The sequence below is a fragment of the Butyrivibrio sp. AC2005 genome (assembly GCF_000424145.1).
Classification (GTDB): Bacteria; Bacillota; Clostridia; order Lachnospirales; family Lachnospiraceae; genus Butyrivibrio.
This window is the reverse complement of record NZ_AUJI01000011.1, coordinates 146,790-161,611: the sequence shown is the minus strand read 5'-3', so window position 1 is coordinate 161,611 and position 14,822 is coordinate 146,790. Positions and strand designations below refer to the sequence as shown.

Genomic DNA, 14,822 nt, shown 5'->3' with positions numbered 1-14,822 from the left:
TATACTATAGTTTTACCATCTCTTAAAATTGAATATCTTTTCATTAACAGGGCCTACCTTTTCAGGTGTAAAGCCCATAAAGAACAGGAATGGCAGCTCGCCCAAGGTATGATTGCCGTTTTCCTTATCATGCTTACGGATTATTCCGTAGGCAGGGGGAAGCTCCTTCTCAAGAAGTGCCATCACTTCTTCGTCCTTCTCAAGCTCGGAGAGCCTGGTTTCAGGTCCGTACACGCATCGATAATCTCTTGAAGGCACGTAGCTGATTTCATACTTTCCTGCTGGAAGTACCACTGCTCCACTTTCATCAATAGTTTCTGCATCAAAACCTGTAACTGCAAGCTTTCTTCTACTAAATCTGGGAAGAGTTACTTTAGCACTTCCGTTAAACGGCACTTCAATATTTAATGTAAATATTCCGTCCTCCCCGATTTTCCAATTGGATACATATTTTCCTGCTGCAGTTACCATAGATGAATTAAAATGTCTGAATTTCATGGAAGGCTGCGGTGCAATTATTGCACTCTTAAAGCCTTCAGTGGCGGGACGAAGTCCTCCTATGTACTCATACATAAACTGCACGACCGTTCCGTAGGAATAGTGGTTAAGGGAGTTCATTCCCTCATCACATATTGTTCCATCAGGCATAACCGAATTCCATCTCTCCCAGATTGTGGTAGCTCCAAGATTTACGCAGTAGAGCCAGCTTGGGAACCCTTCATTAAACAGGAAATGATATGCCAGATCCATTCTTCCGATTTTTGCAAGAGTGGTACAAAGAAGAGGTGCTCCCACAAAACCGCATTTTATCTGGTAACAGTCCTTATTAAGTCTGTCAATGAACTGCTCTATGAGCTTATCCCTGTCCACATATACATCGAAGGCAAGTGCAACAATATATGCTGCCTGAGTATCACAGGCAAGACGTCCTGTCTTTGAGAAGTACTCATCAAGAATTGCGCTCTTTACCTTTTCTGCAAGGGCATCATATTTTTTCTTATCCTCTTTGAGTCCAAGCCTCTCTGCCATCTGTGCTGTTATGACTGTTGAGCGATAGTAATAGATTGCAGCAAGGTAGTCGTCATTGGTCCCTCCCTTGAAGCTCTGCTCAGTTATTCCATCAAGACCAAGCCAGTCGCCAAATTGGAAAGGCAAAATGAAGAACCCCTTGTCGCCATGCTCTGCATCATTTCGATGCATGTACTCTACCCAGCCCTTCATCATTTCATAGTGTTCTTTGGTATTCTCCAGAGAACCGAAGGTATTATAAAGTACATTGGGAACTATTGTGCTTACATCTGCCCAGATGCTTCCAACTCCCGCAAGGTTATTGGCTGTATTGGGCAGGAAGCTTGCAACGCCTCCCTCGTGACGCTTTGCATCAAGTGCAAGATCGCGAAGGAACTTCCTGTAGAAGGCACGGGTATCCATGTTGTAGCTGGCTGTCTGAGAAAATACCTGCGCATCACCTGTCCAGCCAAGTCTCTCATTTCTCTGTGGACAGTCTGTGGGCATGTCAAGGAAGTTGGATTTTTGTCCCCAGATGCAGTTCTCATAGAGCCTGTTGATTTTTTCGTTACTGGTCTCAATATAACCTGTGCGTTCCATATCTGAATACAGTACACGGGATCTTATCTTGTCAGTTGTAAGTACGGTCTCCTCCGGCCAACCTTCAATTTTCAGATAGCGGTATCCGAAAAAAGTGAACCTGGGATGTACTGTCTCTTTCCTTCCATCAGATATATAAGTGAACTGAGATCTTGCTTCGCGGTAATTCTTGTTGAAGAAATTGCCCTTCTGAAGTATCTCTCCGCAGGAAATTATTATCTTTGTACCTGCAGGAAAATCAGCATCAAACTCCATTACGCCTGCATGATTCTGTCCAAAATCAACTACAGTTTCACCTGCAGGAGTATGGATTATTTCTTTTGCGGGAAGTATCTCTTTTACAATTACCGGAATACTGTATCTGTCAAGAAGTGCTCTCTCTGCCTTTACTTCGACAGCATTACCGATTTCAGGTGTTCCTGCTGTTCTATCCAGATCTTCTCCGTAATAAATTCCGGATTCGATAACATCATTTTTCAGTACCTTCCAGGTATTGTCAGTTCCGATTACTTCATGGCTTCCATCAGCAAAGTCCACATGGAGCTCAGCAATGGCCTCCATTCTGTCACCGAAATTATGGCCGCCCTCAAGACCGAAGTTACTCATATACCAGCCCTTAGCGACCTGGATATCGAGCTGACTTTTTTCACCTATTTTGTCTGTCACATCAAATGCAATAATCTGCATTCCTGTTTCATAATCATTGATGTAAGGAGTCAGAACCTCATCTCCGATTTTCTCACCATCAAGATATGCCTCAAATACACCAAGGCAACTCGCATAAAGTCTGGCCTTCACAGGCTTTTCCCTAAGCTCAATGTCTTTTCTGAAAATCGGATGATATTTAGCACCATCCTCTGCTGCAATCCATTTTCCTGTCCAGGCTTCGTCCATCTTTCCAGTCTCAAAGTATTGCACATCTGAGACTGCAGTATCTCCGTTGTCGCCTGTAATCGTTACGCGCCAGAAATATACGGTGCGGGGCTTAAGCTCAACATTTACCTTATCACCATTGATAACTTCACCTGTCTGATCCAGGTCAGCAGATTCTTTTCTGTAGAGAATCTCAGTAAAGTCCCTGTCTGCAGCCACCTCCAGCACGCCATTTTTTAATGTCTTCGCATCTGTCTCTTCCACATTCCAGGATGCTATAAGATTTTTAAAATCATATCCGATTGGGTTAATTATTCCGTTAAGTTTTGCTCTTGTTATTTTCATAAATACCTCTTACTATTTCTATGCCATCTTCCTAATACGACCGCTTCACTGTCACCTTGCTGCAAGGAGAAATATCTCGCAAATCACAGCACTTTATTAAGCCAGGTTACAAACAGATCTTTCCACTGTGAAACGGCTGTAAGATCCGGAGGTACAAAGCCGGGATAATATATTGTATCATTCGGCTTACAGCCACCAAAGCCATGCCCTCCATAGGGGAAAACATGAAGCTCGTGAGGAATTTTCTTATCCCTGAGCGCCCTTGCAAAATCCACCATATGGTATGCATCAATCACATCATCATCAGCTGCGTTACACATAAATATTGGGCATACATCCTCATTAACATGATCCTTTAATTCGTATTTGGCAGCGAAGGCAGCTCGTTTTTCGGAATCATTGTAGGTTTCCACATCCGCCATAACAACCTGAATCTTGTCATCTGCAACAGTAACAGCAGGATAGATAAGACCTGCAGCATTTGGTTTTCCATCTACTTTATCTATCTCATCACTTACATATCCTTCAACATTCACAGGATTATCCTGAGTGATAACTGCCTGAACACCAACAAGATTTCCTCCTGCTGAAAAGCCTACTGTAGCTATCTTGTCAGGATCAATCCCATATTCATCTGCATGGAATCTTACATATCTGATTGCACGCTGAAGATCAAGAAACATGTAAGGAGCCTTGTATGGATATGATCTGTACCAGAGAACAAAACAGCTTATTCCTGCTGCATTTAAAAACTCGGCTATATCTGCTCCCTCGCTATCAATACTCTTGGTAAGATATGCACCTCCCGGACAGGAAATCACGCATTTCTTACTTCCGGGTACAAGATATGGAACAATGAAAGGCTCATCAACATATGTTTCATTCGCATAACCATCCTTTATTTCTTCACGATATACCATGGTATCGTTGCCACGCATATCGCCAATTTTATCTGTGGTTTTATCCCATATTCCCGGATATTTAACAAACATATCCTCGGGAGAGAGTGAATCATCCCAGTTCATTCTGTCATGCTTGGACTCTCCGGTATTTCCCGGTATTTTTTCACCCCAGATTTTAATTATTTCTTTCTCTTTTTCAGGACTAAATCTCATTTTCCACCTCTCTGATATTATCCATTATGTTTCTATTTTATTATTTGAAGCACATATAATACACATCTTTATTTTTTTTAAGTCCGACATTTTTTAATACCAATTTGCCATTTTAAAAAAAGCCCCACAAAACGCGAGGCTTTTCACAGGACTTATCCTTTTACAGAACCGGCCATCAAACCGGCGGCAAAATATTTTTGGAAAAAGGGATATACTACAAGCACCGGTAGTATTCCGACAACTGCAACTGCCATTCTGATAGTTGTTGAAGGAAGATCTGCCACAGTTACTCCCGCAGAGCCTCCAAGAGAAGTAAGTGCCGATATCGAATCATTTATTGAATTCAGGATTGCCTGAATTGTATAGAGTTTTTTATCATCGACGTAATAAAGCGCATTCTGCCAGTCATTCCAATATGCAATGCCTGCCATAAGTCCCACGGTTGCAAGAATCGGAACAGAGAGAGGCAGCACAAGCTTAAAAAAAATCGTTAGCTCAGATGCCCCGTCTATTCTGGCCGACTCATATATTTCCTCAGGAATACTGTTTGCAAAGTAATTTCTTACCAGCATAATGCTAAATGCATTCATTAAAAGAGAAGGACATACGAGTGCAAATAGCGTATTCTTGATATGAAATATCGTAACATAGCTGATATATGTTGCTACCAGTCCACCATTAAAAAGCATGGTAAATACTACAATCAATGTGAGTATTTTTCCACCAGGCAGCCCCTTCTTTGAAAGCACATAGGCTGTAAGTGCTGTTAGTACTATCGAAGCAGCCGTTCCCAACGCAGTTACAACAATAGTCATTCCGTAAGCTCTTACAAAGGTCGAAGCATTTTGTAATATATACGCATACGCATCAAGTGAAAAAGCCTTCGGAAAATAACTGTATCCGTATTTTAATGCCGTATTCTCTTCAGTAAACGAAGCTATAATAAGCAGTATGAAAGGAAGAATGGCCAGTGCTGTCATGATAGTCATGACGATATTAGCTGCAATATTCCACCTTTTTTGATCTTTTGATACCATAACTTCCTCCCTTAGAAAAGTGAACTGTTTTCATCAAGTCTTCTTACAATAGCATTGGCTGTGATTATAAAAATAAATCCTACTATTGACTGCAGAAAGCTTGCTGCTGCCGACATTCCAACATTATTATTTTCAAGAAGTGCTCTGTATACATACGTGTCTATAGTCTGTGTAGTGCCAAACAGAGCTCCCTGGTTCATCGGAACCTGATAGAACAGACCAAAGTCAGATCTGAAAATCTGTCCAAGGTTCAGAATCACCAGCATAATTATTGTCGGCTTTAATAATGGCAGTGTTATAAGCTTTATCTGTTGCCATTTTGTTGCTCCGTCAAGCATCGCAGCTTCATAGTATGAATTATCTATTCCCAAAAGGCTGGCAAGGTATAGAAGCATACCAAAGCCAATCTGCTTCCACTGCTGTACAAAGGTCAGAATAAAGGGCCAGTATTTTTGATCCCCATACCACTGTACACCATCGCTTTTTCCGAAAATTCCCTTTACAATAGCGTTGTTTACAAGTCCTGTATCTCCTGCAAGATATGCATATACAAGATAAGCCACAACTACCATGGACATAAGATAAGGCAGAAGAATTGCTGTCTGATATATCTTTTTAGCAACTGCATTTTTTACTTCATTAAACAGAATCGCCACTGTGATTCCGAAAATCATGCCAATAAAAATCCACAGGATATTATAAAGCAGAGTATTTCGAATCATGATAAATGCATCACTTGTAGAAAACAAAAACTTAAAGTTTTTAAATCCTATCCACTTACTGCCGCCAATACCTTTTTTATAGCTGAAGGACTTGAAAGCGAGCTGAAGCCCGTACAGCGGAATATAATTATTTATCAGTAAGTACGCAGCCCCGGGAAGAAACATCAGATAGAAAGGCATCCAATGCTTCCAGTTTATCTTTTGCTTTTTTGTTCCCATTTTTAATGCTCCCAAACTGTATTATTGCCTGGCAAGATATGCATCAAGCTGTTCCTGGTTTCCTGCTATTACATCATTCATTCCTGCTGCTTCAAGAGCTGAAACAAATTCCTCAACATATGCCTTTGTGGCATCCTCACTCTCACATGAGCCATTCATAAGTGTAGGCATGTACTGATTTATAACATTGGTAATAGCTGCTGATTCAGTCTGGTAATCCGCATCACTGAACATATAACCTACAATAGGTGATGTTGTTGCCTTGGCAGAAAACGCCTCCCACTGTTCGTAATAGTCTTCTCCTGCAGGTGACTGAATAAGCATATTCTCGGGATTTCCGATCTGTACAAAAGATGCAATATATGAACCGTTAGTTTCGATTACCTTATCTGAACCTTCAACAAACTCATAGTTTGTTCCCTCAAGACCATACATCAGAATATTGGCAACATCAGCATTCTCATAAATAAAGTTAAGCATATCCATTGCCTTGTCAGGTCGCTCTGAATTGACAGCAATTCCCCACATATACTCTGTCACAGAAGCATTTGTAATCTTGGGTTCTACCATCTGCATTGTTCCAAGTTCAAATCCATTATTCTTTGCTGTTGCAGAGTAGTTTGCATTAAGCTGAGGAGTAATATCTCCGGGGTAGCAAAATATCTGCTGTGCATTAAAGTAATCCTGAGCGCTTGTATTATCAGTAGAATCCTTCCGAATGATTCCCTCCTGTCTCCACTTGTAAGTAAGAAGGGCATAGTCAAGGAAATCTTCTGTATCATAGAGATTCACTACCGTTGTATCCTTGTCTGAATCAAGCACCGCACCATAGGATGCATTTGTACCGAAGCTTTCATATCCTTCTAACCAGTATAAATAGTTATTAGTTCCCTCTCCTGCATACCATCCGATTATGTCACTACCGGAGTTTTTGAGATCTGTGAGAGCTCTATCAAGATCTTCAAGATTTCCGGTTGCAGGAATATCAACACCTTCGTTCTCTGCTGCCGTCTTGTTAAAATCAAGTCCCTTTGCAACAGCATTATAGAGCTTTGCAGGAACCGCAAGCTGTTGTCCGTCAACCTCACCTGCTTCAAGAATGTCGCTAAAAAGAGAAACCAAAGTCTGTCCATGAGTCTTAAGAAGATCATCCTCATTCATGTCATAAAGCATGTCAGCACCGACCATTGATGAAAGCGGACTTACTGTAGCAACATGAACCAGATCAAGTTTCTCATTTCCTGCAACAGCAAGACTTGTTTTATTGGCAATCTCGTTAATCCATACAAACTGGATATCCAGCTTTGCGTTTATAGCAGGAACTGTAATCTCATTTATTTTCTCTTCCATCTCAGCTTCATATGCTGAATAATCGGTACCCGGAAGTGTAACAAGCTGAATAGCTACCTCATATGGTTCTTCATCCATATCTATTTCTGCAGGTGCAACCTCAGCAACATCCTCGTCAGCGCCTTCAGCAGAAGTGCTATCTGTAGAAGTTTCATTACTATCTTTTGATTCTGTTCCTGTACTTCCACAACCTGCAATCATAGTTACTGTCAGTGAACATGCAAGTAAGACACTCAATAATTTGTTTTTCATTTTGTTTTATCCTCCCAATAATCTAAAAACGGTCTTTTGCTATAAAAAATGATAGCAATAAGACCGTTTTCCGATTTGTATTATTATAGCCTATAATTTGTACAATTATGACTTTCCGGAAAATCTGTTCCTATACTCTGTTGGAGAAATCCCCGAATGTTTCTTAAAGCTTCTTGAAAAATACGCATCATCCGTGATCCCTACAGCATCCGCAATAAAGCTTATGGATTTATCGGTGTCCCTTAAAAGCTGCGCTGCAAGCTGCATTCTCTTATCAGTAATATACTCAGTAACACTCTTCTGTGTCCGCTTTTTAAAAACACGCATAAAATACTGTTCATTCATATATGCAATCTTAGCCAAATTCTCAACGTATATCTTTTCTGACAAATGCTTCTCAATATATTCTTCTGCCTTCTCAATGGGATCCTTGTCTGTTATTTCATCAGTGTCTTTTTCTTCCGCTATCCTGACAATTCTATCGATTTTATCCTTAGTTTCTCTCTTTTCCTTATCTTCAATGTACTTTTTCAACATCAAATCAAGTTCATCATAATCTATTGGTTTAAGAAGATAGTCTCTTACCCTATTCTGCATCGAGCTTTTCATTGAATCAAAATCCGAGTGACAGGTTACCATTATAACCTCTGTGTTTTCATAGTTATCTCTAATCTCTGCTGACAGTATGAGCCCACTGTCCCCAGGCATCTCGATATCGCATAAAACAAGGTCTATTGTATTCTCATCAAGCATTTTTCTTGCATTATCTGCATCCATTGCAGTATATACATCGGAAAAACCATATTTTATCCAGTCTACTCTTCGCTTTAGTGCATTAAGAGCAACTATCTCATCGTCAACAAGAAGCAGTTTCATGTGCATAGTCTCCTGATCCGCTATTTTCTTTTATCATTGGCAAGAGAATATCTATATTAGTTCCGCCTGAGGCATTATCTCTTTCGAATTTTATAGTTGTCATATCAGAGTACAAAACCTTCAGCCTTTCGATAGTATTCTGTATACCTACTCCCAGATGCTCCTGAGGTTCCCCGGTTCTTTGGAATATTCGGATTTCCTCAAGTATTTCATCCGTGATTCCTTCTCCAGTGTCATAGATCCTGATCCTTATCTTATCCGTTCCACAATCAGTAATATGGTCAGTTATAACAAAAATATTTATGCGGTTGCCGATTTTCAATGAATGTTTAATGGCATTCTCTGTAAGCGATTGCACTATAAGAGGAGGCATGAGATAATCCGCAAGTTCTTCCTCATATTCGACAATCGAGAAAAACTGATCAGGATATCTTATATGTTGTATATCCAGATAATTCTTTACAAAATCCATCTCCTGAGAGAGTGTGACAAATCTGTTTTTTACATATACAACATATCTGAAATACTTCGAAATACTTAAGATCATTTTTCTTGAAAGCTCATACTCTTCAGGCTCATAGCTATAGAGTATGTTGAGAGCATTAAGTATAAAATGTGGTTGTATCTGTTTTGCAAGATACCTTGTGGTAATGTCCTTTCTTTCAAGCTCCTTCTCGTACACATCGATTTTAAGATTTTCCAGCTCATCCATCATTTCATTAAAGCTGTGACTGATGCCGGATAACTCTGCACTTCCCATTTTTTCATCAAGACGATAATCTATTTCGCCATTTTCAATGCGCCTCATGCCAAGATTTATTTTCGAAACAGGTACAAACAAAAGGCGTCTTAGCATCAAAAGCATAATCGGAATAGCCATTGCAGTTAATACTATTGCAATAAAAATCAGTATAATGGATTCCTTTGATAATCCGGCTATAATTCCGCTCCTTGGAACAGCCTGTATCATCATTATCCCGTATCCTTCAAGATTTTCTCCATAAAATCTGTATTTCTCACCATTTATACTGCCATCACGTGTCAGCTCATCATGACCATCCTTTTCATCAACAGATATGAAAATTGAATTGAGCGCCTCTATATTTGATACCGGGGTCATATTCATTTCGGAATCAGTGAAAAAGAAATACTTATCCTCGGCTCCACCATAATTCACTATGTGGTCTCCTGTCTTTCTCAGATTGAGCATGCAGCCAAACTCCCTGTCCTTCCATCTTGTCAGGCTTATGAGATATGGCGTATTTTCCATCTCAATTATCTTCCAGACTGTTCCGTATTTACTGCTTACATCAGTTGTGGTATCTTCAATTGCTTTTTTGTATTCCTCTCTGGAAGCCCCGGGAGAGCCCTTTGTTATAAATATGTCGCTGTCAGGGAAACGGCAATATACAAGATCAATCACCTCATATTCATCCAATATCTGATCAAACAGCTTACCTATAGTCTGTACAATTTCTCCCTTAGTGTTTAAAGGTACCTTTCCATCTTTGTCTGCAAGCTCTGAAAAATTGTTATTTATAACGTTTTCATATAAGAGTCTTCTTGTCACAGACTTAAGCTGTCCCTTTAAGTATGAAGACGACACAGACAGCGAGGAACGGCTTTCCATATTCATCCGCTCATCGCTGTCCGCAATTACTCTGTGCAAAAATACCACAGTCAATATGTTGAGTGGTAATACGAGAAGTATTACCACTGCTATAATTCTAAATGCTATAGATTCCCTGAATTTATTCATATTTAAACATATTAATCAGCCGAATATCTCTTATCTCAGCTTTTGTACATCACCATGAGTAATTCCGTTTTCATTAAAGGCATCGACCTGAAGGTATACCTCCTGACCTTTTATAAGTGCACCGATAGATCTCGTACCCTTAGATGAGCCTTTCTCCGGGTAGTACATGCAACTGTGATAGAGCTTATTCTCTGCATGTCCCCACTTAATGTTATAACCATCCGCGCCCTCGGAAGACATTGTTATACTCATATCCAATTCGCTCTCAATAGTAGCAGTAAATGTAACCTCTCCGGGAGCCCTTCCGTTACCTTTTCCAAATACGCGAATACCTGATACTGCTGCCTTTTGATTCATTGGAAGCTCCAGAATTGTGAGCTTTATAAAACGTAACCTTTTTCCATTTTCTATAAGCAAAGTATCATGAGGAAGATTGGTATCAGCCTTGGATTTATCGCTCAGAATCTCATAGTTTTCGCCATCAGATGATCCTTCCAGCACATATCTTGTCACATATTTTCTCTCATCAATGAGTCTTGCGCCGAATCCGTTTTCAGGTATCTCTCCGGGCGGAAGAGCTTCAATACTGTCATCCGCGAAATTGATCTGAATAAATCTGACGTCCTTAACTTCGCGCATATCCATGAGAAGCCATTCACCAGGCTTGTTACTAGCTGCTCTCCACCAGGTTCTGATATCCTCTTCACAGGCTCTCTCAGGATTGTTATCACCTACAGGTGAAACCGTATCCTCTTTACTTACAGATGATGCACTCATCTTTGCATTCCTGCTAAGAAGGAACCATTCAGGCTCAGCCCATGGATCCGTTTTCCCGTCATTTATGCTCCTTGGCCAGTCTCCGTAACCAGTATTACAGAACAGCTCACCATCATTATCAAAGCCTGCAGGCCATATACCGACTCTTCGCTCCATGGGATCATTAAGGCTTATTCTCATGGTTGATGTATGCCAGAAATTACCGTTTTTATCCTCCATAGTTGAGCCATGTCCTGCCCCAGGCATAAAGCCTCCGGGCTGATAGGAATAGGGATTGTTCTTTGCAAGCTCAAAAGGTCCAAGGGGTGAATCGGATACATATACCCCATCGTTGTAAACATTATATTCAGCACCTGTCGCTGCATACTGAAGATAATATTTTCCATCATGCTTATTCATGTATGCACCTTCAATGAAAGGATTGTTGCTGAGCATACTCCTAAAGAAAGCCTTGTCTGTATCAGAGGCCTTACTAAATGCCTCTTCTCCCATATTCTTTTTAAACCCCTCAAATACTCTGTCCAGCTCCTCACCTTCTATAAGTCTCTTTGAATGATTCTCACCGCATCTCTCATAGCCAAGTTCCTTTGGGCGTCCATGAACAAGCTCAATTCTCTCTGAAAGAGGCTTCATGGTCTCAGGGTCAAGCTCCACTCCCCAGATTGGTGTCATATTAGAGCATCCCCAATAGAAATAAACTCTTCCATCATCATCCTGAAAAAGATTGGGATCCCAGAAGTCAAAAGTTCCTTCTATCTCCTCATATGGTCCGTTCTCAATATCTCTGGTGCGATAGAAGTTGCAGATTTCTCCCCTTTTTGATGCACTAAAATATACATAGTCTCCGATGACTCTTACATCCGGAGCATAGTCAAGAAGCGGAAGGTTGTCGGGAAGACGCACGCTCTTCCAATTGATGAGATCATCAGATACCCACACTGACATATTCATGGATGCAAAAATATAGTATTTCCCCTTATAAAATAAAAATGTGGGATCAGCTGCTTCTCTGGAAATGTGCTGCTCGCCAGACATTCCGTCCTTTATGAATTGGTAATGGTAATCTATGTTTATGGGATTGCAAAGTATTTTTTTCACGTTATTCTCCTTAGTAATTATCCCCTCAAGAGGAAGACTTGATATTTGCAGCGATTAGAAGCGGTATCCTGCTCTCTTTTTATAGATTCTATTATTTGGGGAATAATTACTGAACAGTTTTTATTTTTGATAATCCGACATTTTTTAATATCAAAAAGGATGTAGCCAGTCTGACCACATCCTTCCTCCAACTGCATATCTGAGTATGCTTGATGAATCAGACCCCCTTGTTTAGACAGCCTGCAAAAGGGCCATCACTTTGCAGAAATATTAAGAAGTTCACCAAATCCGCTTATTTTGTAGTCTGTCTTTTCGTATGATGCTGCGTCGCCTATTCCCGCAACTCTCATGCCGGCTCTTTTACCTGCGATAACTCCGGCAACAGCATCCTCAACAACTACGCAGTTATCGGGATTTTCACTTAAAAATTCTGCTGCCTTTGAGAACACCTCCGGATCAGGCTTGGATTTTGTAATATTTGTTCCGTCAGATATAGCGTCAAAATAATCTGTAAGTCCCACCCTTTCCAGGATGTACTTTGTATTTTTACTTGAAGAACCTATCGCAAGCTTGTGCCCTCTGTTTCTAAGTTCCGCAAGTGTATTCCTTACTTCAGGTGATACGTCTTCCGGTGTCATTGTTCCCAGAAGTTCCCTGTAATATTCATTTTTCTCAGCAGCAAGATCTTCCTTTTCTTCTTCGGAAAACTTTCTGACACTGTCTTCCAGAATAATATCCAGAGATTCCATTCTGCTGACACCGCGAAGTCTTGAATTCTTCTTTTCATCAAAGTCTATTCCCAGCTTATTCGCTATCATTTTCCATCCCTGATAGTGATATTTATCAGTAAAAACAAGAACCCCGTCAAGATCAAATATAAAAGCTTTCATAATATGTCATCCTCCCGCTTTAAAATCTCAAATCCATTTTTCCGCAGAAAGGATCAACAGGTGATTTCCCCTTAAATTCACTTCTGCCTAAAATCTTGTCAATTGCTGCATCCATAACGAATTCAGAATTACAGTAACAGTTGATAAAGGTCTTTATCATCGGTGCATCGAGAAGATGATACGGATTACCGAAGCTTATAAACATAACCGGGAGCTCATGTACCATCCAGGGCATGTTATTTCCAAGTCCGAACATTGTGTGCCAGTTCATTCTTGCTGTGGTTTTGTTGGATGCAGTTTCCACATTCCCAACATAGATGATTAGATCGTATCTGGATTTTAGCTTTGACACGGAGTCGGTCATTACTTCAAAGCCTTCTTTTTCATACAGTGTCACATCAAAACCTTCAGCCTTAAGTCTATCCATTACAAATTTTGTTACGCGCTCGTCAGACTCAAAACCTCCCATCATTTCAAGAAGAACTCTTTTATGATTTTCAGGCTTTATGGGAAGGAGCTTCTGTGTATCCTTTACAAGGGTAATTCCTTCATCAGCACACTCCTTTGCCCAGGTCACATGCTCCTCTGATGAGAGAATGTTAAGCCCTTCCTTAGCAGGAACCAGAGTACCGTTTGCCTTCTTTTCAGGAAGATTAAGAGCTGCCTTGGTCGCAAGAATTCGCTTAACGGCCTCCTCTAATCTCTCTTCGGACAGGATGCCCTTTTCATAGCCCTTGTGCATGTATTCGTAATCTTCATCGATGTTTCTGTTAAACAGGAACATGTCGCAGCCGTTTTCTATGCAAAATGGAACAGCATGTTCTCTGTCCATTGCACTGCAAAAGCCCACCATAGGCGTGGCATCAGACACAATAAGACCGTTAAACCCGAGCTTTTCCCTGAGAAGTTTACCGAGAAGATTTTTAGACAGCGTAGCAGGAATAATCTTTTCAGGTGCTTTTCCATCAAAGAGTTCCTCATAGGCAGGCATTGCGATATGTCCCGCCATCACGCTAAGTGTTCCGGCATCGATCATTGCCTCGTAGATTTTTCCGTAGGTTTCGTCCCACTCTTCAACAGAGAGTGAATTGACACTTGTAAGAAGGTGCTGGTCTCTCTCGTCTATTCCGTCACCCGGGAAGTGCTTTACTGCTGTAGCAACGCCCTCTTCGGCTGCTGCCTTAAGATAACCTCTTCCCATATCGATGACTGTCTGCACATCATCTGAAAATGCCCTGACATTTATAATTGGATTATGGTAGTTTCTGTCGAGATCAACTACAGGTGCAAAGGACCAGTTATCTCCTACAGCTGCGCCTTCTGAGCAGCTAACCTTCCCCAGCTCATAACCGCGTCTGGCATTTCCTGTAGCACCAACAAGCATCTCTCTGCCATAGTAGGTTCCTTCAACTGCCGAACCATTTCCGCCATACTCGAGGTTTGCAGCAATAAGGAGTGGTATCTTGCTCTCCTTTTGTAAAAAGCTCTGAGCCTTCCATATTTCCTCGCCCGGTCCTTCTCTGTAAAGTAGTCCACCTATCTTATATTTATCGAGGGTCTCCTTTAATTCGTTCTCATCCTTGCTGAAAATAACCGGACAGAAAAGCTGTCCGATTTTTTCATCAAGCGTCATTTTTTCATATGTATTCTCAACCCATTTGATTTTCTCATCGCTTAAGTTAAAGGGTTTGTCTTTGTAATTGATCATAATCATGCTCCTATCTTTCGGCATTATTGCTATGCTTATGCATTTTGCCTCGCTTAAACAATTTCATGATTATGATTCTATTATTTAGGAAATAATTACTGAACAGTTTTTATTATTGACAATCCGACATTTTTTAATGTATTAGATTCAGTTTAGCTATGGATCCAATAGGCCGAATTTTCATCCGGGATTG

Annotated in this window: 10 protein-coding genes; all 10 read right to left on the bottom strand. The window is 40.6% G+C overall.

All coding sequences use genetic code 11. The features are described from left to right. Positions 1–12: 12 nt before the first annotated feature. The 10 genes from G602_RS0103255 to G602_RS0103210 all read right to left on the bottom strand — a co-directional run bounded on the left by G602_RS0103255 (position 13) and on the right by G602_RS0103210 (position 14,629). Positions 13–2,826, bottom strand: a complete 2,814-nt coding sequence (locus tag G602_RS0103255) for an alpha-L-rhamnosidase (protein WP_026657660.1) — start codon at positions 2,824–2,826, stop codon at positions 13–15. Positions 2,827–2,909: 83 nt separating this feature from the next. After that, complete coding sequence (locus G602_RS0103250; protein ID WP_026657659.1) at positions 2,910–3,941, bottom strand: alpha/beta hydrolase; 1,032 nt, start codon at positions 3,939–3,941, stop codon at positions 2,910–2,912. 152 nt (positions 3,942–4,093) lie between these two features. Then, positions 4,094–4,978: a carbohydrate ABC transporter permease gene (locus G602_RS0103245; protein WP_026657658.1), complete on the bottom strand. Its 885-nt coding sequence runs from the start codon at positions 4,976–4,978 to the stop codon at positions 4,094–4,096. Positions 4,979–4,989: 11 nt separating this feature from the next. Further along, complete coding sequence (locus G602_RS0103240; protein ID WP_026657656.1) at positions 4,990–5,919, bottom strand: ABC transporter permease; 930 nt, start codon at positions 5,917–5,919, stop codon at positions 4,990–4,992. Between the two features lie 21 nt (positions 5,920–5,940). Next, positions 5,941–7,521 carry an ABC transporter substrate-binding protein gene (locus tag G602_RS0103235; RefSeq protein WP_026657655.1) on the bottom strand — a complete coding sequence of 527 codons (1,581 nt, stop codon included), beginning with the start codon at positions 7,519–7,521 and terminating at the stop codon, positions 5,941–5,943. A 105-nt stretch (positions 7,522–7,626) separates the two neighbouring features. Further along, positions 7,627–8,397, bottom strand: coding sequence for a response regulator transcription factor (locus G602_RS0103230; protein WP_026657654.1), 771 nt, complete (start codon positions 8,395–8,397; stop codon positions 7,627–7,629). Beyond that, on the bottom strand, positions 8,378–10,156 hold the full coding sequence (locus G602_RS0103225; RefSeq protein ID WP_026657653.1) for a sensor histidine kinase: 1,779 nt from the start codon (positions 10,154–10,156) through the stop codon (positions 8,378–8,380). Before G602_RS0103225 ends, G602_RS0103230 begins: the two co-directional genes overlap by 20 nt. A 30-nt stretch (positions 10,157–10,186) precedes the next feature. Next, positions 10,187–12,031 (bottom strand): family 43 glycosylhydrolase, encoded by a 1,845-nt coding sequence (locus G602_RS0103220; RefSeq protein WP_026657652.1) that lies wholly within the window; start codon positions 12,029–12,031, stop codon positions 10,187–10,189. Between the two features lie 254 nt (positions 12,032–12,285). After that, positions 12,286–12,921 (bottom strand): beta-phosphoglucomutase, encoded by a 636-nt coding sequence (gene pgmB / locus G602_RS0103215; protein WP_026657650.1) that lies wholly within the window; start codon positions 12,919–12,921, stop codon positions 12,286–12,288. Positions 12,922–12,940: 19 nt separating this feature from the next. Then, positions 12,941–14,629: a glycoside hydrolase family 3 protein gene (locus G602_RS0103210; RefSeq protein WP_026657649.1), complete on the bottom strand. Its 1,689-nt coding sequence runs from the start codon at positions 14,627–14,629 to the stop codon at positions 12,941–12,943. Positions 14,630–14,822 lie beyond the last annotated feature (193 nt).

Excerpts from the sequence above, each read along its gene's own strand:
- G602_RS0103255 (WP_026657660.1), bottom strand. The coding sequence starts at position 2,826 with ATGAAAATAACAAGAGCAAAACTTAACGGAATAATTAACCCAATCGGA.
- G602_RS0103250 (WP_026657659.1), bottom strand. The coding sequence starts at position 3,941 with ATGAGATTTAGTCCTGAAAAAGAGAAAGAAATAATTAAAATCTGGGGT.
- G602_RS0103245 (WP_026657658.1), bottom strand. The coding sequence starts at position 4,978 with ATGGTATCAAAAGATCAAAAAAGGTGGAATATTGCAGCTAATATCGTC.
- G602_RS0103240 (WP_026657656.1), bottom strand. The coding sequence starts at position 5,919 with ATGGGAACAAAAAAGCAAAAGATAAACTGGAAGCATTGGATGCCTTTC.
- G602_RS0103235 (WP_026657655.1), bottom strand. The coding sequence starts at position 7,521 with ATGAAAAACAAATTATTGAGTGTCTTACTTGCATGTTCACTGACAGTA.
- G602_RS0103230 (WP_026657654.1), bottom strand. The coding sequence starts at position 8,397 with ATGAAACTGCTTCTTGTTGACGATGAGATAGTTGCTCTTAATGCACTA.
- G602_RS0103225 (WP_026657653.1), bottom strand. The coding sequence starts at position 10,156 with ATGAATAAATTCAGGGAATCTATAGCATTTAGAATTATAGCAGTGGTA.
- pgmB (WP_026657650.1), bottom strand. The coding sequence starts at position 12,921 with ATGAAAGCTTTTATATTTGATCTTGACGGGGTTCTTGTTTTTACTGAT.
- G602_RS0103210 (WP_026657649.1), bottom strand. The coding sequence starts at position 14,629 with ATGATCAATTACAAAGACAAACCCTTTAACTTAAGCGATGAGAAAATC.